Source organism: Campylobacter parajejuni (assembly GCF_046764905.1).
GTDB lineage: Bacteria > Campylobacterota > Campylobacteria > Campylobacterales > Campylobacteraceae > Campylobacter_D.
Window position 1 is genome coordinate 1 of record NZ_JBKORB010000007.1, and the last position, 22569, is coordinate 22569.

The window sequence follows — 22569 nt, forward strand, 5'->3', positions numbered from 1 at the left end:
CTAGGCTTGGTCCTGCAGAAACGACTATGGCATTTTCAAAGCTATTTTTTCTTTCGCTTAAAATTCTTTGAAAAGGAATGCTCTCAAGCATAGCAGGGATATTTTGTAAAAGATTGGCGTAGCACTCAAAAGGAATGTCTAAACCGAGACTTAAATTTCTTATCACGACTTCGATATTTTTCTCGCAAAATGCGTTAGCCTCACGCCAAGAATTTAGGTAAAACTCTTTATAATAGGAATTATTTGCAAACATTTTGTAAAGGTTTAACCATAAAAACATATCATTTTGGTCAAAAAGTATAAGTAGTTGAATGTCGGCTCTTTCTTCATTTATATCCACAAGATAAATTTTGCCACTTTTTAACTCATCGCTTAAATCCACCGCACTTAAGGCTAAGATAAAAAGCTCTATTTCGTTTTCAAAGACAAAAAGATGTTTATAATGCTTGGCTAAATTTTTTATCAATAAAGCATTGCCTATACCATAAATACATATAAAAGGATAACGATGAGTTTTTTCTAAAATACTTTGATAAAAATGATTAAGCTCTTCTTCTAAATTTTCATACATAAAAATCTTATTGTTTTTATCATAGATATTTAAATTTTCATCTATACTAAAAGAAGAGCAGGTTTTAGTTTGTATAAAAGTTAAAAGCTTATTTCCTAAGGGTTCATTGACACCACTTAATAAAGCCTGTATGTTTTTTTCCAACACAGAATTTTCCTTAAATTTTTTCTATTTTGAGTGCTATTTTATCATTTTCTTGGCTAAATTGATAAAGTAAATCTTCGCAAGGATAGCTAACGCATTTTTCTTTATAATCTTTTTTTGCTTTATTTTGCTTTATTTTTTCTAGCATTAAGGGGAGTTCTTTTTTGATTAAAAGCTTGAGTGGAATTCCCATTCCGTGATTTAAGTTTTTAATGAATTTTCCATCGATTTGAGCTTCTTTAGTGATAGTATGTAAAGTTGCGTCAAATCCTAAGTTAGCCAGTTCTTTATAAAAAATATTTTTTTCTTCCAAAGGAATATACTCATCTTTGAGCGAATGATAACTCACAAAATGAGTTTTTAAACATTTAGCTTGTCTAGCCAAATGCTCATTTTCAAAAAGATTACGAATTTTTCTTCTAGCAGGAGAGAAAAAATAAGGCGATGCGGTATTACTTGTCCAAAAGGTCCTAGTCGAAGCACAAGTTCGAATATGATTATAAAAATTATAAGTCGCAAACTCGCTGTATTGCATAAAATCAATCTCCTTTCCAAAACCTACAAAACGCCATAAAAATAAAAACTTTGCACTACTAGAATTATCTATCACCCCATCAACTAGCCAAGGTGCGAATTTAGCTGCTAGATGGGCTAAATATCCCCCGTGAGAGCCACCTATCATAATAATGGGAACCCCCCCCCCCGTAGTATTAAAAGGAGCGTTCTTTTTAAGATAAAGTGCCGTATTTAACAAATCAATTGCTTGCATAAGTCCGAAATTTTGATACTCGTTTTTGGTAGGTTGCATAGTGGTATGTAACTGCAAATAAAAATTAGGGTCCATTGCACCCTTCATCTTTCTTTCTATGAGAGCATCATTGATAAAGCGAAAAATTTCAGCTGCTCTATCTTGGTCGCAAGTTCCACTTAAATCAAAAGGAAGTTTAAGGTCTATGGTTTGGCAACTTGTTTTTAAAATAAGTTTGTCTATATCATCTAGGTAAAAGCGTGAGCCTGTTTGGGGACGATTTCCAATGCAGTGATAATTAACCCCGACAAAGGCTACATTAAAAGTTTTAAGCAAGGATTTAAGTATCAAATCTAAGTATTTATCATTGCAATCAGCACCCACTCCTTGTGCTATAAAAACCAAAGCTTCAATATCTTTTGACTCATCATACCAAAGCTTAAACTCAAGCTTTGAAGTGCGTTTGATGCCTAACTCCACATCATCGCAAGAGTCAATTTCATAAGTTTTATTCACTATCATTTACAAACTCCTTGTTAAAACATAAGTTTTACTTGCTAAATTTTTAAAATTCTCATTTTTACTCAAAGCCACACTGACAAAGGTCACTTGAACTTTCCTTAAATTTTTTCTATTTTGAGTGCTATTTTATCATTGCGTTGGCTAAATTGATAAAGTAAATCTTCACAAGGATAGCTAACGCATTTTTCTTTACAATCTTTTTTTGCTTTATTTTGCTTTATTTTTTCTAGCATTAAGGGGAGTTCTTTGAAAATCAAAGTTTTTATAGACATTCCCATACCATGCTCTAAATTTTTAATAAATTTACCATCAACCTGACTAAAATCTTTAATCATATTTAATTTTGCGTCAAATTTAAAATCTTTTAAACACTGATATAATTTTATTTTCTCATCGGGTGGAGCTATTTCTTTATCGCAAACAGAATGATAACTTACATAATACGCCTTTGGATATTTGCTCTGAATTTTAAGATGGTTCTCTTCTAGTATATACCTTATCATTCTTCTAGCAGGAGAGAAAAAATAAGGCGAGGCAGTATTACTTGTCCAAAAGGTCTTTGTAGAACAATGCATTTTAATATGATGGACAAAAGTCGAAAACTCGCTGTATTGCATAAAATCAATCTCCTTTCCAAAACCTACAAGTCTCCACAAAAATTTAGCATAACTAGAGTTATCTATTACCCCATCGACTAGCCAAGGCGCAAATTTAGCCGCTAGATGGGCTAAATATCCCCCGTGAGAACTACCTATCATAATAATGGGAACCCCCCCCCCCCGTAGTATTAAAAGGAGCGTTCTTTTTAAGATAAAGTGCCGTGTTTAACAAATCAATTGCTTGCATAAGCCCGAAATTTTGATACTCGTTTTTGGTAGGTTGCAAACTCACATGCAAATTTAAAGAATAATTTGGCATAAATATACCTTTTTGCTTACCTTCAATAATACTGTTATTGATGAAATAAAAAATTTCATTCATTTGTTTGTAGTTTTGAATTTCATCAGCACTATGAGGAAGTTTTATATCAATAGCTTCGCAACTTGTTTTTAAAATAAGCCTGTCTATATCATCTAAATAAAAGCTTGAACCTGTTTGGGGACGATTTCCAATGCAGTGATAATTAACCCCGACCACAGCAACATCAAATTCGCTAGATATAGTTTCAGCCAAATGCTCACGGTAATTCTCATTCGCATCTCCCCCAAGCCCAGATATGATAAAAACCAAAGCTTCTATCTCTTTTGACTCATCATACCAAAGCTTAAACTCAAGCTTTGAAGTGCGTTTGATGCCTAACTCCACATCATCGCAAGAGTCAATTTCATAAGTTTTATTCACTATCATTTACATACTCCCCATTAAAACATAAGTTTTACTTGCTAAATTTTTAAAATTCTCATTTTTGCTTAAAGCCACACAAGCTTTATTGTTTGAAGTGCTTGTAAAGTCGATATTCTCTAAATTCTCTTTGCCTTGATTAGCCGCACGGATAAGGGCATTTTTACTTGATTCATTGCTTGAAATTCCCATCAAAATAAAATCAGCCTTATTTATAAAAATAAGTTTTAGACATTCTTTATCATCGCCTACGCGAAAATTGACTTCTTTGACACCGCTAAATTGTGTAAAATCCACATTTTCAACCCCACTTACATTACTCATAGCTTTCATAGAGCTTAAGCTATCGTTTTTTAAGGTGTAAATGCTAATATCATTCATCAAAGTTTTAAGATTATTTAAAGACTTGCTAAGCTCAGCTTCATCTTTGCTTGAACTCATTTTTGGCAGAGCAATAGCAGCTAAAATTCCTAAAATAATCATCACAAAAACAAGTTCTAATATAGTAAAAGCTTTTTTCATCTATATCCTTGAAAAATTTTTATTTTTAGGGCTTAAAATATCTTCTTCTATAAAGGCAAATTCCTTTTTTTCATAAGCATCAACCGCAGCCCTTGCTATCATCAAAGCATTATCAGAGCAATACTCTAAGGGAGCAAGTTTTAACTCGCAATTATATTTTTGACAAAGCTTAGAAAGCAAAGAACGCAGGGTTAAATTCGCACTCGCACCCCCTACCACGCCCAAATTTTTAAATTTATAAAGATGAAAAATTTTTTCTAACTTATCTAAAATATGCTCGCAAGCTGATTTTTGAAAACCATAGGCTAGTTCTGCTTTTAGTTTTTCATCTAAATTTTCATACTTTAAAATTTCCATTCTTACCGCATTTTTAAGCCCCGAAAAACTAAAAGCAAGTTCTTTAGAATGCTTTAAGGGAATGCTAAAATGGATATTTTTAAGCTGGGCTTTTTTAGCTAAATTTTCTATGATAAGCCCACCGGGATAGCCTAAATTCATCATCTTAGCCACCTTATCAAAGCTTTCACCAAAACTATCATCATTTGTCCTTGCTATAAGCTCCAAACTCCCATCATTTGCAAGATAAAGCACCATAGTATGCCCCCCACTTACAAGCAAAATTCCCCCATCTTTTTCTAACTTACTCTCTAAAAACAGGCTATAAATATGACCTTTAAGATGATTGATGGGAATTAAAGGCAAATTTAAGGCACTCGCTAAGGTTTTTGCCATAGAAATTCCACTCAGCAAAGACACACTAAGACCGGGTTCATTCGTAACCGCTACGGCACAAAGCCTGTTAAAATACTCTTTACATTGCCAAAGTATGCTTGGCAGTGCTTGGCTGTGAAGTCTAGCAGCAAGTTCTGGCACCACCCCACCATAAACACTATGTTCTAGCTCTTGGGAAATTTTTTTATGAAATTTGCATTCTAAGGTATTTTTATCTATCACGGCTATGGAGCTATCATCGCAGGAGCTTTCTATGGCTAAGATAAGGCTTTTCATTCAAATTCCACTAAAATAGAACCTAAGAATTTATCTTTCATTCTTGCTGATTTAAGAGTGTTTAAATCCAAAGTTTTAGCGTTTTTAATCAACTTGCTATTCGTATTTGCCTCTAAAAGCTGTTGTAAATTTGCCCCCCTTAACTCATAAAATTCCACCCTATAAATTTTGCCCGCCATATCTAAAGAATAAGGATTTTGCATATTTTTTTTATGGACTAAAACGCCACTTTCATCCTTTGCGTAGTCAAAACCTATGATATTAACACGCACATTGGCTATCTTTGGGATAAGAAAATTTTCTTTTACCTTGACCTTAGTTCCAAAAGGCACGGAAGTTTCATTGCCATCAACTTGAAAGGTTACTTCATTAAAAGCATCGCTAAATTCCAAATACTCAGGATAAAGCCTTGTTTGAAAACGGTTCCCATACTGCACGAAAAAAGAATTCCCTTCAGCAATCACAGCGGTAAGCTCATTGCTGGTGTTATAATTTAGCTCTTTATTAACAGGAAAAGGCACAAATTTCATCACTTTGCGGGGATTTTTTAAAGAAAGCAAAACCCTATCATTAAAAAGCTTCACTTCAAGTTCCCTATTTATCGCTTCATAAACGCCTTGGGGAGTAAGCTCAAAATCCCTGCTAAATTCAATTCCTGCAGTTTTTAGATAATTCTCAATAGCCAAAAGATGATAATAAGCTCTTAAATTCACGGGCAAATTTTTACTCGCTTCATTGGCAAAAGCGGCTTTGTGGTTTGAAATCACAAAATAAGTCAAAGCCTTAAGCATTTCTGTATCGCCTAATTCTTCAGTTTTGGTATTTTTAAGATGATAGGCGTGCTTTGGGTCGGCTAAAGAAGCATTGACGCTATTTATGGTTTGTGTGGCGATGCCTTCAAGGTCAGGGTATTTAGTAGCGTTAATCTCACTTGTATCTATCACGCTAGAATTCCCCCAACGCTTCGGGTTTTGCAAAGAATCTATATAAGTGGGCTTGTAAAAACCCCAACCATCGTGAAGATTGATAACCATACTTACCTCAGGGAGCAAAATAAGCTCTTTAATGCGTTGTATGGTCTTATAATCAGGGTCTTTTGGACTGATATTTGCGAATTTGCGGTTTAAATCGCCATTACTTCCACGCGAACGCCTAATGATACTATCAAAGGCTAAATTAGGAGCGACTATAATTTTGCCCTTAGTGATATTATAATCACTCAAAAGCAAACTAGCAGCGTGAAAACCCCCCGGCTCATCGCCTTGAATACCGCCAAAAATCAAAATAGTATTATTATCATCTAAGCTTTTTCCATTTTCTCCTACGCTAAATTCTAGCTCTAGGGCAAAAATACTGCTCATAAAAAATAAAATGGTTAAAAAAAATCTCATTTTAACTCCTTAAATATTCTCTTGTTTTATTATCATACTCAAAAACTTCTTCTACACTTGAAATTTTAGGCACTCCAAAATAATCCAAAGCCCTAAAAATTCCCCCAGCAATATCCAAAAACCCTGCCCTACCCGCAAGGAAATTTTGCACTCCTATTTCATTAGCTGCATTGATGATAACCCCTAAATTTGGCTCTTTTAAAAAAATATCTTTAAGCTTAAAAATAGGGTATTTTTTGGTGCTAATTTTATGGAATTTTAAAGCAGGCATTTTACTAAAATCAATAGGCTCTAAAACCTGCGTATCGTGTTTTTCAAATATAGCATCTGAAATGGCTAATTTCATATTTGCCCTTGAAAAATACGCTGTGCTAGCTCCGTTTTTAAACTCACACATCGCATGCACTAAAGACCTTGGCTCTATCAAGGCATCAAGCTCTTTAAAATCATACAAATGATAAGCTTCGATGATTTCAAAAAGCTTATTTACCATAGTCGCACTATCTATGGTAATTTTTGCTCCCATATTCCAAGTGGGGTGTTTTAGGGCAGCTTGGAAAGTTACGCTTTTTAAATCTTTGATTTTATACCTATAAAAAGCTCCCCCACTTGCTGTGATATAAAGCTTTGCTATATTTTTTTTACCTTCGAGTAAAAATTTCAAAGCCGCATGTTCGCTATCTACGGGTAAAAATTTGGCTCCCTTTAAAAACTTTCCCGCCACGACAAGGCTTTCTTTATTTGCTAGGGCTATGTTTTTACCTAATTCTTTAGCCTTTAAAGTGCTTTTAAGTCCTGCAAAACCCACAATGGCATTGAGTAAAAGCTTATCTTGGCATTGAGTTAAAATTTGCTCTAATCCTTCTTGACCTATAAAAACCTTATCGTGTTTGACTAGGGCTTTATTTTTTGAATCTTTTATGGCAACGAATTTGGGTTTAAACCTTGCGATTTGTTCATTTAAAAGCGTGATATTGTCCCCACAAGCTAAGGCAGAAATGGGAATTTTTTTCAAAGCGGCAAGTTTAAGGGCATTTACCCCTATGCTACCCGTGCTTCCAAAAAGTATCATAAAAGAGCCACCATCACAAAAGCAGCGATAATAACCGCATCTATCCTATCAAGCACTCCCCCATGACCTGGGATAAGCTTACCACTATCCTTTACACCCGCTTCTCTTTTAAAATAGCTCTCAAGCAAATCCCCAATCACTGCAAAAATCGCTACAAAAAAAGAACAAAGCAAAGAAAGCCAAAAACTATAAACAAAAACTCCCACTAAGGTCCCTATAACACTCGCACAAATAAGACCACCTATAAGTCCTTCTAAGGTTTTGTTTGGGCTTGTTGGAGAAAAAGGAGTTTTGCCCATAAGCTTTCCTATGAAATACGCCCCGCTATCACAAGCAGCCACTATGATAATAAGCCAAAAAAGCGCGAACATACCCTGCTCTAAATACACTTGCCAAAGTGCTAAAATAGGCAAAGAAGGATAAAGATAGATAAGAGCGGGCTTTAAAGAAGTTTTTTTATAAACCAAATATCCAAGCACTGATAACAAAGCCAAAATCCCAAAAGCCAAAGGCTTATGCGATAAACTTCCCAAAATAAAAGCTAAGGCTAGGGGAATAATACTAACTTGCTCTAAGGCAAAGAGCTTTTTTGCTTCGTTAAAAGCTATATACAATAAAACCGCAAAAAGGATAAAATTGATAAAAAATTGATTAATAAGCGCTATGATGATAATAGCGCCTATCATCACAAAGGCTGAAATAATTCGGGTGGCATTAAACATATTTTTCCTTATATACTCATATCTAAATGATGAATGCTTTGTGCATCTTTAAAACTAGGCTCTGCTTCTTCATCTTCTTTCTCATCATCGCTAGTTTTAGCTTCTTGCTTGTGCTTTTTCTTTTTTTCTTCTTGCTCGGCTTTTTCTTTAATCTCTTCTTTGATTTCGTGAGCTTCATTGACTTTCTCAAGCTTGTTTAGGGTTTTTTCCTTTTCGTTAAATTCAGCCATATTCAGCGTAGCTGCAAAACCTTCTTTTGCAAGCTCGTTACTTGCTTGTGTAGCGGGATAAGCCATATTTTGATTTACAAAATTCATATTTCCTACTGGGCTAACTGGCATTTTAATCCTTTATGATATGAATACTTTTAAAATTTGTATAATTTACAAACGCCTTTTGCTGAACCTTGACAAAATTCTTCAAGGTATAATCGACCCAATACGAACCTTTCTTTAACTTAGAAAAGCTTACACAAAGTCTTGCGGCAAATTCTATCACATCAAGGCTGATTTTTTGCTTGTTTGAGACAATCAAAGTATGCGCGCTAGGAAGGTGCCTTATGTGAAACCATAAATCATCTTTTTTTGCATTTTTAAGCAAAAATTCATTGCCTTTTTCATTTTTACCCACGCAAATTTTAAACTCATTAAAATAAAAATACGCCACAAAATCTTCTTGCTTTTCTTGGTTGTTTTTTTTGCTATTTTTTTTAGGCAATAAAATTTCAAGTTCTATTTCACTCTTAGCTTGAAATAATAATTCTTTCAAACTCAAAGCAAATTCTAGCTTTTCTTTTAAATTTTGCCTTTGTATGTTTAAATTTTTAGCCTTTTGCTCTAATTTTTTAGCATTTTTATAGTATAAATTAGCACTCTCTTTAGGACTAAACTCCAGTTTAAACTCAAGCCTTTTGCCTTCAAAATCATCAAGGCTAAATTCCCTTTCATAGTCTTTTAAAAAGCTTAAATTCGCAAACAATACCTCAGCCCTTTTTCTATAAGCCGCAGCCTTTAAAAGCAAAGAATTTTCTTCATCTAAATTAGAAAAAAGTTCTTGCAAATTTTGTATTTTTTTATCCACTTGTGCAAGTTTTAAATTTTTTATTTGCTTGATTTTATTTTCATAAAAACTTGTAAATTGGGAAGAAAAATAAGCCTTAAAATCTTTAATTTCTTCGAATTTTTCATCCATTTTATAAGGTTTTAAAGACTCTAATATTACATTGGGTTTGATAATGCGGTAGCTTTTATCAATATGCCTTAAAGCTTCTATAATAAGTCCTTTTTCATCTGTGATAATGGCATTGGTATTCTTGCCTGTGAATTCAAAATAAATTTTACTCTCATAGCTTTTATAAGCCTTATTGGCTTTGACGCTAAAACACAAAATGCGGTTATCTTTAAGGACTTTAACTTCTTTTATAAGGGCATTATTAAAATATTTTTTAAGCATAAAATCAAAAGGGGCATTATAATTTTTCGCATTTAATTTTGCGGTGTAAATAGCACTCATAGAGCGAGTAAGGTCGAAAATAAATCTTTGTTTATCTAGGCTTAGTTCTAAGATATTGTCATTAATACGCTTTAAAAAATCGATTTTTTTAAAAGCCGAAAAAAAAGTTTGTAATTGTAAAAGCTCTGTGTATTTCATAAAAGAAATTATAAAATATTTTAGTCAATTTGTGATAAAATGATAATAAAAAAGGAAAGTTGTGCAACTTAATGAGCTAAATTGCGTGATTTTATGCGGTGGAAAATCAAGCCGTATGGGACAGGATAAAAGTAAATTGCTTCTTAAAAACCAAAATTTAACTCAATTTCAAGTGTATAAATTTTCTCAAATTTTTAAAAGCGTTTATGTAAGCGTTAAAGAAGATAAATTTCAAAGCGAATTTCAACTTATCAAGGATAATGCTAAATTTTCAATCCACTCGCCTATGCTTGCGCTTTATTCTATACTTTCTTATTTTAAGAATGAATTTGTCTTTATCATCAGTGTGGATACACCCAAAATAAGCGAAAAAGAACTTTTAAAAATGCTTCCTTTTTTAGAGCAAGATTATAAAATCATCATAGCCAAAACTCCTTTATACAAGCATCCTTTATGTGGATTTTATCATAGTTCTTTGGCTAGCACCTGCAAAGAATTACTAGAAAAAAATGAGCAAAAATTAGGACTTTTATTTTCCAAAGCAAGAACGCAATTTGTAGAATTTGACGATGAAGATACTTTTTTAAATTTAAATTTTCCTAAAGAGTATGAAAAATTTAAAAGCGAGTGGCTGTGAAAAGGATTGTTTTATTTTTAAGCCTAGCTCTTTTTGGAATGGCTAATGATTTAGACAAAGCTTTAGAATACGAAAAACAAGGAGCTTATAAAGAAGCGATGGAACTTTATAAAAAACTTGCTTTAAAAAATTCCCCTGTTTTGATTTCTCAAGAACAAAACAGCTCTAATTTACCCAAACAAAGCTCCCCAACAAAAACTTCCATCATCGCAAACAAAGAAGAAAAGCAAGACTTTTCTCGCCTTGCTTTGGCTAATTATCTTGGAGAAAATGAAAGCTTTAATCCCCTTGGCATTAGCTCTTATAAAATGAATTATTTTTTACCCTTTGCTTATAGTTTTAATTCTTTAGGGACTAAAAATAAAAAAATCGAAATGAAATTTCAAATCAGTGTTAAAAAAAGGCTTTTTGAAGATTTCTTAGGCTTTGATGAGAAGTATTACATAGGCTATACTCAAACTTCTTGGTGGCAAAATTATAGCCATTCTTCTCCTTTTAGAGAGACAAACTATCAGCCTGAATTTTTTGTGGATTTTCCTTTGTATTTTAAAGATTATAAATTCTTCAACAATTTACGCTTAGGCTTTTTACACGAAAGCAATGGCAAGAATGATGAAAATTTAGAGTCTCGTTCGTGGAATAGAATTTATCTATCCACAGCTATTTTGTATCATAGATTTTTATTTGTTCCACGCCTTTGGTATAAAATTCCTGAAAGCAAAGAAGATGATGATAACCCTGCTATTTTACATTATATGGGAAATTTTGATGTAAATTTAGCGTATTTGGGCGAGGATTATTTTATCAATCTCATGCTAAGAAATAATCTTAAATTCAAAGCTAACAAAGGAGCAATCCAGCTTGATGTGGGTTATGATATTTTTAACAATGGAATTTATTGGTATTTGCAATATTTTAATGGCTATGGAGAAAGCCTTATAGACTATAACAAACACTTGCAAAGACTTTCAACGGGCTTTTTGCTTTCTTATTAAACTCAAAATAAATTCCCCACTCAAAAACAAAGTTAGCTTAGATTTTACGCTCTTTTGATTTTATTATTTCTTAAAAAAAACTCATTATAATTTCAATTTTTGATAATTATTATTAGTATAAGGAAGACTTTGTTTTTTAGGCATATATTGGATTTGAAAGTGCTTATAATTTTGCTTGTATTCTTTGGGGGACTAAGCTTATTTATAGGAGTTATACGCATTAATATCAGTGATATTTTTTTCTTAAGCTCCTCTCAAGTAGAAATCATTTTACTCACTCGCATTCCAAGATTGGTTGCTATCTTACTTACAGGGACTAGTCTTAGCCTATGCGGACTTATTATGCAACAACTCACCCAAAACAAATTCGTCTCTCCTACGACAGCAGGAACTATGGATTGTGCTAGGTTTGGCATACTTATTTCTTTGATATTTTTTGCTCACACTTCTTTTTTTACTCAAGCTCTCATCGCTTCTGTATTTGCACTTTTAGGCTCTTTTATCTTCTTGCAAATTTTAAGAAAAATCAAACTTAAAGATGTGATTTTCGTGCCTTTAATAGGCTTGATGTTTGGAAGCATAGTCAGTGCTATAACCACTTTTTTTGCTTACGCTTTAAATTATATACAAAATATACAAGGTTGGCTACAAGGCAGTATGGCAAATGTTATGCAAGGAAATTACGAGCTGCTTTACATAGCTTTGCCCCTTTTCATAGTCGCTTATTTTTTAGCGCATAAAATCACCATAGTGGGTATGGGTCAAGACATAGCCTTAAATCTTGGAATTTCTTATAATGGGATATTGTTTTTAGGCTTACTCCTTGTTTCTATCATTACAAGCGTGGTGATTGTAAGCGTTGGAATCATACCTTTTTTGGGGCTTATCATCCCCAATTTAGTAGCCCTTTACCGAGGCGATAATCTTAGAAAAAATCTTATTTATATAGCACTTTTTGGGGCTTTATTTTTACTCATTTGCGATATTATCTCAAGGCTTATCATCTTTCCTTTTGAAATGCCTTTAAGCATTACCACAGGTGTGATAGGTTCTGCGATTTTTATCTTTCTTTTGCTAAAAAGGAAGGCTTATGCTTAAGAAAATGCTGATTTTAAGCCTTTTAACCCTTATTATGGTCGCTGTTTTTATGTTTGCAAACTCAAACAATCTTGACGCATACGCCTTAAAAAATCGCTCTTTGCAAATTGTAGCCATTATTATAGTGGCTATTTGCATAGGAGTTTCTACTCTTATCTTTCAAACCCTTTGCAATAACAAAATTTTAACCCCTGCTATCATAGGATTAGACTCACTTTATATGCTTCTTCAAAGTGCGCTTATTTTCTCGCTTGGTTCTGCGAATTTAAGCGTTTATAAAAATGATGTGAATTTTTTAATTTCTTTACTTTGTATGATAATCTTTTCACTAGGACTTTATAAAATTTTATTTAGCAGTGATAGAAGCATTTATCTTATAATGCTTTTGGGGCTTGTTTTTGGAACGCTTTTTGGCACTTTAAGTTCTTTTTTTGAGGTTTTAATCGACCCTGATGAATTTATGGTGATACAAGGCAGGATGTTTGCTAGTTTTGACAATATCGCCTTTGATGTTTTAAGCCTAGCCTTTGTTTTTACCCTTTTAACCCTTTTATACACGCTTAAATATGTGAAATTCTTAGACCCTTTGAATTTAGGCAAGGATTTGGCTATAAATTTGGGTATAAATTATCAAAAAATTTCAAAACAACTTATGATTATCATCGCTATTTTAACAGCCATTAGCACTGCACTTGTAGGACCTATTACCTTTTTAGGACTTTTAGTGGTTAATATCACTTATGAGCTTTTTAAGACCGCTAAACACAGCATTTTACTCTGTGCTTGTGTGTTGATTAGTATTTTAGCCTTAGTAAGCGGGGTATTTTTTGTTTCAAGGGTGTTTGCTTATAATACTACCATAAGCGTGATTATCAATTTTCTAGGCGGAATATACTTCATCTATCTTGTATTAAGGGGCAATAAATTATGATAAAACTGCAAAATATTAGTAAATTTTATGATAACAAAGCCATTATTTCAGGGCTAAACATTCATTTTGCTAAGGGTAAAATCACTTCTATAATAGGAGCCAATGGTGCAGGAAAATCCACTCTTTTAGCCCTTGCAAGTCGCTTGATAAAACCAAGCAGTGGAGAAATTTTCATCGATAAACTTAATATCAAAAGCTATAAAGAAAGGGATTTAGCACAAAAAATTTCCATTCTTAAGCAACAAAATCATATTAATTTGAGATTAAAAGTTGAAGAATTAGTGGCTTTTGGGCGTTTTCCGCATTCTCAAGGAAGGCTGGATACAAAGGATAAAAGCAAAATCAATGAAGCCTTAGAATATATGGGACTTAGTGCATTGAAAAACGAATTTTTAGATACCCTAAGTGGGGGTCAAAAGCAAAGGGCATTTATTGCTATGATTATCGCTCAAGATACTGAATTTATAATGTTTGATGAGCCTTTAAATAATCTTGATATGAAACATAGCGTCCAAATTATGCAACTTATGCGTAATCTGGTTACAGACTTTAATAAAAGCATAGCGGTTATCTTACACGATATTAATTTTGCTTCGATTTACTCGGATGAAATCATAGCCTTAAAAGACGGAAAACTCTTAAAACAAGGTTTAAAAGATGAAATCATCAACGAAAAAACCCTAAAACAAATTTATGATATGGATATACCCGTAAGCCAAATCGATGGTAAGAAAATTTGTATTTATTTTTAAAAAAGGAGAAAATATGAAAAAAATTTTAGTTTTTGCATTTTGCATTTTAAGTCTTTTTTTCACAGCTTGCAATTCAAGCTCTAGTGAAAACAACACAAGCACGGCACAAGCTGATGATACGCTTAAAACCGTGCCTATTAGCATGAGTGATGAGGGGGATAGTTTTTTAGTCAAAGATAGCCTAGGCGAAAATAAAATTCCTAAAAATCCTTCTAAGGTTGTTATTTTAGACCTTGGAATTTTAGATAGTTTTGATGCTTTGGGTTTGAGCGATAAAGTAGTCGGTGTGCCTATTCAAAACCTGCCAAAATATTTAGAGCAGTTTAAGGATAAGGCTAGTGTGGGCGGGGTGCAGCAAGTTGATTTAGAAGCTATTAATGCTTTAAAACCTGAGCTTATTATCATTTCAGGAAGACAGAGTAAATTTTATGAAAAATTAAAAGAAATCGCACCTACTTTATTTGTAGGACTTGATTATGCGAATTTTTTTGATTCTGTTAAAAATAATGTCTTAAGCATAGCAAAACTTTATGGATTAGAAAATGAAGCCAAAGCGAAAATCCTAGAAATTAAAAATGAAATAGAAGAAACCAAAGGCTTAGTGGATGAAGATAAAAAAGCCCTTATCGTGCTTACTAATTCAAATAAAATTTCCGCCTTTGGTCCCCAATCTCGCTTTGGACTTATACACGATGTTTTAGGTATTAATGCCACAGATGAGAGCCTAAGGGTAGGCACACACGGCAAGAGCATTAATGCTGAATTTATACTTGAGAAAAATCCTGATTATATCTTTGTAGTCGATAGAAATGTCATAGTGGGCAATAAAGAAAGGGCTGCTGGCATACTTGATAATGCACTGATTGCCAAAACCAAAGCCGCACAAAATAACAAAATCATCTATCTTGACCCAGAGTATTGGTATCTAGCAAGCGGAAATGGCTTAGAATGCTTAAAGGCTATGATTTTAGAGCTTAAAGACTCTATAAAATAATTCGCAAGGGCTTATCCTTGCACCCTTTAAGAAAGTTTTTTTATGGCTCTTTCTACACCCGCCTTTAAAAATGATAAAACTGATTTAACTCGTTTAAATACTAAAGGATAAAATTTGTGGCGGACAGAGAGGGATTTGAACCCTCGAGACCCGTTAAGATCTGCACCCTTAGCAGGGGTGTGGTTTCAGCCACTCACCCATCTGTCCAATGAAGTAAAGTGTGATTATACCCGAAAATATATAATTCCTAGCTTAAAAAAAGCTAGAGAAATCAGAGACTAAAATAAGCCAAAAGTAAGGTTATGATAAAGCCTGATGCAAGAACTAAATACTGCTTATTTCTGTCTTTTTTATTCGCAAATAAAGTAATCATAAGTCCAGAAAGATAAAGCAAAAATAAAACCACACCAAAGCCTACGCTCAATACAGAAAAATACCAAGCTCCTTTATCCTTATGAAGCATAATCATATCACCTAATAAGCTTCTTGTTTTAAGTGTAATTTCGTAGCTATTATTATCCTTAGCAATCATATCGATACTATAATGCACACCACCCATAGTTGATGCGGCATTATTGCCCTTTCCCCTGCCTTGCTTTAACTCTGTATCACTTGGAATTTTAAGCTTATTTTCTTGAAGAAATTGGATAAGCTCTTCTTTTTCTTTTCCGGGTTGAATATTTTTTTGCAAAATATAACTTTCTTTTTTTATGCCTACATCTTGATTAAAACCAAAAATATAAGCAATTCCGGTAAAAGCAAATAAAACCGCGCAAGGTAAGAAAAATAAACTCACATAAATGTGAATTTGCCTAAACAATTTGTTCTTGTTAATCATTTTTAACTCCTTTTTGATTATCAAAATTTGTGTTATTTTGACAAAAAAAAGTGAAGCCTGAGTGAATTTTTGAAATTTAAAATATAAACATAGAAATAAGCCCTAAAAATAGGGCTTAGAATTATTTTTTATCAATAAATTGATAATTATAAGGGGCAAGATTTTTATCTTGTTCTAAAAGTTCTTTAGGAGGGTTGCCATTGACTTCTTTTTCATCCGCATAGTAGCGTTCTCCTGCTTTGTGTCCATTTACATCAACTTTGTAATAAAGCTCACCGGGATTGAGTTTTTGGATATCTTCGAAACTTAAATTTGAAATTTTAAAATCCTTAATCCCATTTGCAGCAGCAAGCTCCACGAGCTTAGCTTGACCCATTCTTGCCATATCTACAGCTTGCAAAAGCATTCTTGAAGCTTCTCTTGGATTGTGAAAACCTGTTGAATTTTCAGCATTAACGAAATCTGCTCTCATCTGTGATTTGCGGTGAAGTTCTAAAACTTCTTTTAATTCTTCATTGATTTTTTTCACATCCGCTTTACCATCTGTTTGGAATTTTTCCATATTCCCCAACTCATCACGTATTTTTTTAGTATCCATAATCAAACTAACTATTGCATATTCTGCTGTTCTTTGATTGTGTGCTACACCATTTTGTATATCGCGAATCTGAGCTTTTAGCTCATCTTCACTTTGCTTATGACAAGATTTACAAGCAGAATTAATATCTCTTAAAGGAGAAGTGATATTGTGCTGAGTCACTTTCTTAGCCCCTTCTCTAATATAAGGCATATGACAATCCGCACAACTTACGCCATTTGCAGCATGCACACCCCCACTATAAAGCTCACTTTCTGGGTGTTGAATTTTTATAATCGGTGCCCCTGTAAGTTTATGGATAAAATCGGCCCCAAATATCCCACGAACTTTATCATAATAATCATCTAGCATTTCAATTCTAAAAGGTTGGTCTTTTTTCCATTCGCTCCAAGGAAAAGCTAATACCAATCCATCAACTTCGATTTCTTTAGCCTTATTACCATCTCTCCAAAATTCATAGTCATCATAATTTTTTTGAGTGCCATTCCACCATTTTTTAGAATCATCATCAGCAATAGTCTCGCCCATCACTTTCACTTTTTCACCTGTTGGTTTAAAATAATACTCAACATGGCATTGAGAACAAACCAAAGTTCTCATCTCTTCCCTGCTAGCCTTTACACCTTGCACAGGATCTTTTTCATATCCCCTTGATACTAAAGCATTAATAGCTGCTGGACGTGTAAGCCTTAAGCTCATATCATCTGGGTTATGACAATCCGCACAAGTTACACCCATTCTTTTTCCACCATGCGCTCCTGCATGTTCGGGTGAATTTTCTACTATACCATCAACGGCAGGGATATTTTTAATCATAGTCCAATAATTTGTAGAATTAAATGCTGTAAAATCTCCTTTAGCAGCATTTTTGATAAGCCACGGAGTCCATCCACTGTGACAATTCATACAGGCTGCTGGTTGTCCCTTAAAAGCGGCAAGTCCGTGGGCGTTTAGAAAATCTTTATTGTTTCTTGCGGTTTTCATTTGGTCAATTTGAACCCAAAAATGTCCCCGCTCTTCGTTAAAATCAAGACTGAAAGGATAACCCGCCCAAAGTATAGTTAGTTGCGGAAAACGAATCAATTTAGAATAAGCCAAATTTCCACCAAATTCAGTTGCTTGTGGTTCTTCTTTTTCAACTTCTAAATACATTTTCAATTGCTCTGGGAAAACCTTGCCCCATTTTTCAAAATTTGGGTCATCATCACTAAGCAGAGAAAAATCAGCATTTGCTGCAATGGCATTTTTATTTGCTTCATCTTTCTTTTTTTGATTGATATCATTATTTAACCATAAAACCCCCGCTATAAGTAAAACCAAAACAACAATACCTAAGCGTAAAATATTTTTTTTCATTCATCTTCTCCTTATTAAATTCCGTGTTTATGTCCAACATCTTTATGACAAGAAGCACAATTTAATGACTTGTCTGTATGTGGATTTGTTGTAGCATTGATAGCTGTTTGAGCAAAATCTGCATGACAACGGATACAATTTTCTTGCACCATTTTCTTACTTTTTTCAGTGGCACTCAAATTTGTAGGAAGCTCATCAAGCTTAAAAGTAAAAGCATAAGCATGTCCTAAACCACTTTCTGCTTTAGCTATCCACTTAGCTAAAAAATTGTGTGGTAAATGGCAATCAACACAGGTTGCTCTTGCTTCACCCTTTACTTTTTGAGAATGCGGTCCTGCCATATATTCATTATAAACTTCATTCATAATGTGGCAGTTATTACAGGATTCGCTCGCATTGCTTAAATAAGATGTGCCTTTGGCATTATAAAAAGTATAAAATCCAACTGCAAAGAAAACAAAAAGCAAAACAAGAAAAATGCTAAAAAGACTCGAAGTTTTCTTCAAAATTTTCCTCCTTAAATTTATCATTTCCTAAAAACCCATAAATGAAACAACAATGTAACAGAATTTTTAGAAATAAATTTTGCGATTTTATCATAGATAGTTTTAATATAATTTTAAAGATATATTTACTCTTAATTAACCTAAAAAATAAAAACTTTGATATTCAATAATTTTAAAATAAATGGTAAAATTATAAAAAAATTTAAGGAAAATTCCATGCAAACCCATCCTACTATGTTTATCAACCGCGAACTTTCGTGGCTTCGTTTTAATTCTCGCGTTTTAGACCAATGTTCTAAAGCTTTGCCCTTATTAGAAAGGTTAAAATTTATAGCCATATATTGCACAAATTTAGATGAGTTTTATATGATAAGAGTAGCAGGGCTAAAACAACTTTTTTCAGCAGGAGTGAATGCAAGCAGCAGTGATGAAATGTCGCCTTTAGAGCAGCTTAAGGCTATACGCAAATACCTACACCAAGAAAAAGAGCTTTTAGAGCATTATTTTAATGAAATCACAAGCGAATTAGAAAAAGAAAATCTTTTCATCAAGCACTATGAAAATTTAGATTCTAATTTCAAGCAAAAATGCGATGAGTATTTTTTCTCTAATATCCTTCCTGTTATCGTTCCTATCGCTGTTGATTCTACTCATCCTTTTCCGCATTTAAATAATCTTTCCTTTTCGTTGGCGGTTAAAATTTGCGATAAAGCCCATCCTGAGAATGTGAAATTTGGAATGATACGCATTCCAAGGGTTTTGCCTCGCTTTTATGAAGTAAGCACCAATATCTATGTCCCCATAGAAAGCATAGTCCATCAGCACGCAGATGAAATTTTTCCCGGATACAAACTCCTAGCTTCAGCTGCCTTTAGGGTTACAAGAAATGCGGATATGGTTATCGAAGAAGAAGAGGCTGATGATTTTATGATGATACTAGAGCAAGGCTTGAAACTGCGTAGAAAAGGAGCTTTCGTAAGACTTCAAATTCAAAAAAATGCCGATGAGCAAATCGTGGAATTTCTCAATACCCATATGAAAATTTTTCACAAAGATGTTTATGAATATTCTATTTTACTCAATCTTCCTAGCCTTTGGCAAATTGTGGGGAATAAGACCTTTACCCATCTTTTAAGCCCTCTTTATACCCCTAAGACCCTGCCGCCTTTTGATGAGAATTTGTCCATTTTTGATGCGATGGACAAAGAAGATATACTCATCATACAGCCTTTTGAAAGCTTCGACCCGGTTTATAAATTCATCAAAGAAGCAAGTAAGGACCCTGAGGTCATCTCCATAAGAATGACACTTTATAGGGTAGAAAAAAACTCAAACATAGTTCAAGCACTTATCGATGCCGCAAGCGATGGTAAGCAAGTTACGGTGATGGTGGAGTTAAAGGCTCGTTTTGATGAAGAAAACAATCTTCATTGGGCAAAGGCTTTAGAAAACGCCGGAGCGCATGTGGTTTATGGTATTACTGGCTTTAAGGTGCATGCTAAGGTCTCTCAAGTCATTCGCAAAAGGGGTGATAAGCTTAAATTTTATATCCATTTAAGCACAGGAAATTACAACGCAAGTAGTGCAAAAATCTATACCGATGTGAGTTATTTTACCTCAAGGGCTGAATTTGCTAGAGATACGACAAGCTTTTTTCACATACTCTCAGGCTTTAGCAAAAACCGCCGTTTACAAAGCCTGTCTATGAGTCCTAATCAAATCAAAGAAAAAATCTTAGAAATGATACGCACAGAAACTAGCAAGGCAAGAGAAGGCGTCATCGTAGCCAAGATGAATTCGCTTGTAGATAGCGATATTATCAAGGCTCTTTATGAAGCAAGTGAGCAAGGGGTGCAGATTGATTTAATCATACGGGGCATTTGCTGTTTAAGACCTGATGAGCCATACAGCCAAAATATACGCGTTAGAAGTATCATAGGAAAATACCTAGAACACGCTAGGGTGTTTTATTTTAAACATAGTGAGCCAAATTATTTTATTTCAAGTGCGGATTGGATGCCGCGTAATTTAGAAAGGCGTTTGGAGCTGATGACGCCCATCTATGATGAAAGAAGCAAGGCAAAATTATCGCAGTTTTTGCGTTTGCAACTTAGCGATAATGCCCTAGCTTATAATCTTAAAAACGATGGGGAATATGAAAAAATCTTTTCAAATGACAAAACCATAGATTCTCAACAAACCCTAGAAGAATATGTGAGTAAAATTTACAAAACACTCAAAAAAGACCAAAGCCGTGCTACACATTTAGCTTCTAAGCTTTTTAAGGAAAGTTAGTTTAAAATAGCTTTTTTTATGTTTTAAATAGGGCAAGGATAAAGATGTTTGATAAGACTTGGAAAATGAGAATTACCTTCTTGCAATGAAAAAATACAATACTTTAGATTTATTCAGCGGAGCAGGTGGTTTCTCTTTAGGTTTTTTAAAAAATGGAGCTTTTAATATACGGCTTTCAATTGACAATAATCCAAAATTATCCCTAAGCTATGAAAAAAATTTTAATTTCATTGAGCATATGAACCGTGATATTTTAAGCTTTAATGATGAGGATATACAAAAATTGCAACAAAAATATAATTTTGAAGTTATTATAGGAAGTCATCCTTGTCAAGGATTTTCATTAGCAGGGAAAATTGGAAGAATGCAGCTTCAAGATGAAAGAAATAAACTCTTTCTAGCCTATTTAAAATTTATAAAGAATATCAAGCCTAAAATTTTTATAATGGAGAATGTTGCAAGCCTTGCCAGACATAATAAAGGACAAACGCTAAAAGAGATTTTACAATGCTTTTGCGATATTAACTATGAAATAAGATATGAAATTTTAAATGCTAAAGACTATGGCATAGCACAGAATAGAAATAGAATTTTTATCATTGGAACCTTAAAAAAGAATACTTTTATTTTTCCAAAAAAAGAAAACATTCAAATCAGCATCAAAAAAGCAATAGATGATTTACCCAAGTTAAGAAGTGGCGAAAAATCTCAAATACCTAATCACAACGCTATGATGCATTCAAGTCAAATGCTAAAAAAAATGTCTTATGTTAAAGACGGTGGCAATAAAGAGCAAATTCCACTCTCAATAAGACCAAAAAGTGGCGATATAAGAAAATATATTCGCTATGACAGCACTAAACCTTCCATCACTATAACAGGCGATATGAGAAAGGTTTTTCACTATTCTCAAAATAGAGCTTTAAGTGCAAGAGAATTAGCAAGAATTCAAAGTTTTCCCGATGATTTTATCTTTTATGGCAATTCTTGCGTAGAGCCATGATACGCAAAATCCCGTATTCAAGAATGTGTATAAAATGGGAAGAAATTGTCAAATTTAGAGATGAAGAATTGAGTTATCAAAAATATGGCAGGCGTAGAGCCTACCACAATATAAGTTTTTTAGAGCATATTTATTTAAATCTTAAACAATACAATAATGCTATCTTTGACAATAGATTAGAAAATTTTTCACACAAGCTTGATTGCTTAAAAATACTCGATGAAATAATAAAAGTAGATTTGATATACATAGACCCGCCCTATCCTTTTACGATGAATAATTATTTTAATTTTTATGGTTCTTACGATAAGATATTTAATAAAGAAACTAAACAATACACGGATTTTACAAACAAAAACACCTTTTTGCAAAATTTAAAACTTATATTTGAAAAAGCCATAGGAAAGACTGATTATATAGTCATTAGTCTAAACAATAAAAGTAAGCCAAATCCTAATGAAATAATTGCTAGTGTGTCCAATTTAACACTTAGTTTTTTTATTTATCAAAAACCACATATATATAAGGTAACTGGCAAAGAAAATAAAAAACAAAACCAAGAAATCGTGCTTATTTTTGAGCTTAAACTAAGATGAAAAAAATTATAACAAACCAACAATACGAAAATTACTGGAAACTCACACTTGAATATAGTGATTTTTATGGCAATAATTTCAACCAATGCCTAAAAATAATAATTGATTTTTTAGATAAAAATCCACAAATTAACAGTCAAAAATACCAAGAATTACAAGAAAAAGTAAATGCCTTTAATCCAAAATCAGATTTTGGTTCAGTTAGAAAATCCATAAATCAGTTTTTTAAATCAAGGTTGGATTTCATTTAAAGACGATGTATAATACTCAATGAAAATT

21 protein-coding genes, 1 tRNA gene and 2 pseudogenes are annotated in these 22569 nt (G+C 33.2%); 10 read left to right on the forward strand and 14 right to left on the reverse strand.

Going from position 1 to position 22569, the window contains the following annotated elements; all coding sequences use genetic code 11:
- The 10 genes and pseudogenes from ACLL8X_RS07080 to ACLL8X_RS07125 all read right to left on the reverse strand — a co-directional run.
- Positions 1 to 718 (reverse strand): annotated as a pseudogene (locus ACLL8X_RS07080) (motility associated factor glycosyltransferase family protein); the annotation flags it as partial.
- 10 nt (positions 719 to 728) lie between these two features.
- Complete coding sequence (locus ACLL8X_RS07085; protein ID WP_411990228.1) at positions 729 to 1985, reverse strand: DUF2920 family protein; 1257 nt, start codon at positions 1983 to 1985, stop codon at positions 729 to 731.
- A 98-nt stretch (positions 1986 to 2083) separates the two neighbouring features.
- A pseudogene (locus ACLL8X_RS07090) lies at positions 2084 to 3332 on the reverse strand (DUF2920 family protein).
- Complete coding sequence (locus tag ACLL8X_RS07095) at positions 3333 to 3848, reverse strand: type II secretion system protein (RefSeq protein ID WP_411990229.1); 516 nt, start codon at positions 3846 to 3848, stop codon at positions 3333 to 3335.
- The gene (gene tsaD, locus ACLL8X_RS07100) at positions 3849 to 4856 is read right to left on the reverse strand and encodes a tRNA (adenosine(37)-N6)-threonylcarbamoyltransferase complex transferase subunit TsaD (RefSeq protein WP_411990230.1); all 1008 of its coding nucleotides are present in this window, start codon (positions 4854 to 4856) and stop codon (positions 3849 to 3851) included.
- Positions 4853 to 6247 carry a peptidoglycan D,L-carboxypeptidase Pgp1 gene (gene pgp1 / locus ACLL8X_RS07105; RefSeq protein ID WP_411990231.1) on the reverse strand — a complete coding sequence of 465 codons (1395 nt, stop codon included), beginning with the start codon at positions 6245 to 6247 and terminating at the stop codon, positions 4853 to 4855. Before pgp1 ends, tsaD begins: the two co-directional genes overlap by 4 nt.
- A gap of 1 nt (position 6248) precedes the next feature.
- Positions 6249 to 7319, reverse strand: coding sequence for a 1-deoxy-D-xylulose-5-phosphate reductoisomerase (gene dxr / locus ACLL8X_RS07110; RefSeq protein ID WP_411990232.1), 1071 nt, complete (start codon positions 7317 to 7319; stop codon positions 6249 to 6251).
- The gene (locus ACLL8X_RS07115) at positions 7316 to 8041 is read right to left on the reverse strand and encodes a phosphatidate cytidylyltransferase (RefSeq protein WP_411990233.1); all 726 of its coding nucleotides are present in this window, start codon (positions 8039 to 8041) and stop codon (positions 7316 to 7318) included. The genes dxr and ACLL8X_RS07115 overlap by 4 nt, the downstream gene beginning before the upstream one ends.
- 8 nt (positions 8042 to 8049) lie before the next feature.
- Complete coding sequence (locus tag ACLL8X_RS07120; RefSeq protein ID WP_411990234.1) at positions 8050 to 8382, reverse strand: hypothetical protein; 333 nt, start codon at positions 8380 to 8382, stop codon at positions 8050 to 8052.
- Between the two features lies 1 nt (position 8383).
- Positions 8384 to 9691, reverse strand: a complete 1308-nt coding sequence (locus ACLL8X_RS07125) for an NFACT RNA binding domain-containing protein (protein WP_411990235.1) — start codon at positions 9689 to 9691, stop codon at positions 8384 to 8386.
- Between the two features lie 61 nt (positions 9692 to 9752).
- On the opposite strand from ACLL8X_RS07125, the gene ACLL8X_RS07130 reads away from it, so the two are divergent.
- The 6 genes from ACLL8X_RS07130 to ceuE all read left to right on the forward strand — a co-directional run bounded on the left by ACLL8X_RS07130 (position 9753) and on the right by ceuE (position 15098).
- Positions 9753 to 10328, forward strand: coding sequence for a molybdenum cofactor guanylyltransferase (locus ACLL8X_RS07130; protein WP_411990236.1), 576 nt, complete (start codon positions 9753 to 9755; stop codon positions 10326 to 10328).
- On the forward strand, positions 10325 to 11323 hold the full coding sequence (locus tag ACLL8X_RS07135) for a phospholipase A (RefSeq protein WP_411990237.1): 999 nt from the start codon (positions 10325 to 10327) through the stop codon (positions 11321 to 11323). Before ACLL8X_RS07130 ends, ACLL8X_RS07135 begins: the two co-directional genes overlap by 4 nt.
- 129 nt (positions 11324 to 11452) lie before the next feature.
- The gene (ceuB, locus tag ACLL8X_RS07140) at positions 11453 to 12421 is read left to right on the forward strand and encodes an enterochelin ABC transporter permease CeuB (RefSeq protein WP_411990238.1); all 969 of its coding nucleotides are present in this window, start codon (positions 11453 to 11455) and stop codon (positions 12419 to 12421) included.
- A complete protein-coding gene (ceuC, locus tag ACLL8X_RS07145; protein ID WP_411990239.1) occupies positions 12414 to 13352 on the forward strand; it encodes an enterochelin ABC transporter permease CeuC in 939 nt (312 codons plus the stop codon). The genes ceuB and ceuC overlap by 8 nt, the downstream gene beginning before the upstream one ends.
- Entirely contained in the window at positions 13349 to 14104 is a 756-nt protein-coding gene (ceuD, locus tag ACLL8X_RS07150; RefSeq protein WP_411990240.1) for an enterochelin ABC transporter ATP-binding protein CeuD, read from the forward strand. Before ceuC ends, ceuD begins: the two co-directional genes overlap by 4 nt.
- A gap of 13 nt (positions 14105 to 14117) precedes the next feature.
- Positions 14118 to 15098, forward strand: coding sequence for an enterochelin ABC transporter substrate-binding protein CeuE (gene ceuE / locus ACLL8X_RS07155; protein WP_411990241.1), 981 nt, complete (start codon positions 14118 to 14120; stop codon positions 15096 to 15098).
- Between the two features lie 117 nt (positions 15099 to 15215).
- On the opposite strand, the gene ACLL8X_RS07160 is transcribed toward ceuE, so the two are convergent.
- From ACLL8X_RS07160 to nrfH, 4 genes are all read right to left on the reverse strand, one after another.
- Positions 15216 to 15305 (reverse strand) — tRNA-Ser (locus ACLL8X_RS07160).
- Between the two features lie 64 nt (positions 15306 to 15369).
- The gene (locus ACLL8X_RS07165) at positions 15370 to 15936 is read right to left on the reverse strand and encodes a hypothetical protein (protein ID WP_411990242.1); all 567 of its coding nucleotides are present in this window, start codon (positions 15934 to 15936) and stop codon (positions 15370 to 15372) included.
- Between the two features lie 121 nt (positions 15937 to 16057).
- Complete coding sequence (locus tag ACLL8X_RS07170) at positions 16058 to 17890, reverse strand: ammonia-forming cytochrome c nitrite reductase subunit c552 (protein WP_411990243.1); 1833 nt, start codon at positions 17888 to 17890, stop codon at positions 16058 to 16060.
- A gap of 14 nt (positions 17891 to 17904) precedes the next feature.
- Positions 17905 to 18420, reverse strand: a complete 516-nt coding sequence (gene nrfH, locus ACLL8X_RS07175) for a cytochrome c nitrite reductase small subunit (RefSeq protein WP_411990244.1) — start codon at positions 18418 to 18420, stop codon at positions 17905 to 17907.
- A gap of 192 nt (positions 18421 to 18612) precedes the next feature.
- On the opposite strand from nrfH, the gene ACLL8X_RS07180 reads away from it, so the two are divergent.
- The 4 genes from ACLL8X_RS07180 (at position 18613) to ACLL8X_RS07195 (ending at position 22541) form a co-directional block, all read left to right on the forward strand.
- Positions 18613 to 20691 (forward strand): RNA degradosome polyphosphate kinase, encoded by a 2079-nt coding sequence (locus ACLL8X_RS07180; protein ID WP_411990245.1) that lies wholly within the window; start codon positions 18613 to 18615, stop codon positions 20689 to 20691.
- Between the two features lie 85 nt (positions 20692 to 20776).
- Entirely contained in the window at positions 20777 to 21694 is a 918-nt protein-coding gene (locus ACLL8X_RS07185) for a DNA cytosine methyltransferase (RefSeq protein WP_411990246.1), read from the forward strand.
- On the forward strand, positions 21679 to 22290 hold the full coding sequence (locus tag ACLL8X_RS07190) for a DNA adenine methylase (RefSeq protein ID WP_411990247.1): 612 nt from the start codon (positions 21679 to 21681) through the stop codon (positions 22288 to 22290). The genes ACLL8X_RS07185 and ACLL8X_RS07190 overlap by 16 nt, the downstream gene beginning before the upstream one ends.
- Positions 22287 to 22541 (forward strand): hypothetical protein, encoded by a 255-nt coding sequence (locus ACLL8X_RS07195; RefSeq protein WP_411990248.1) that lies wholly within the window; start codon positions 22287 to 22289, stop codon positions 22539 to 22541. The genes ACLL8X_RS07190 and ACLL8X_RS07195 overlap by 4 nt, the downstream gene beginning before the upstream one ends.
- Positions 22542 to 22569 lie beyond the last annotated feature (28 nt).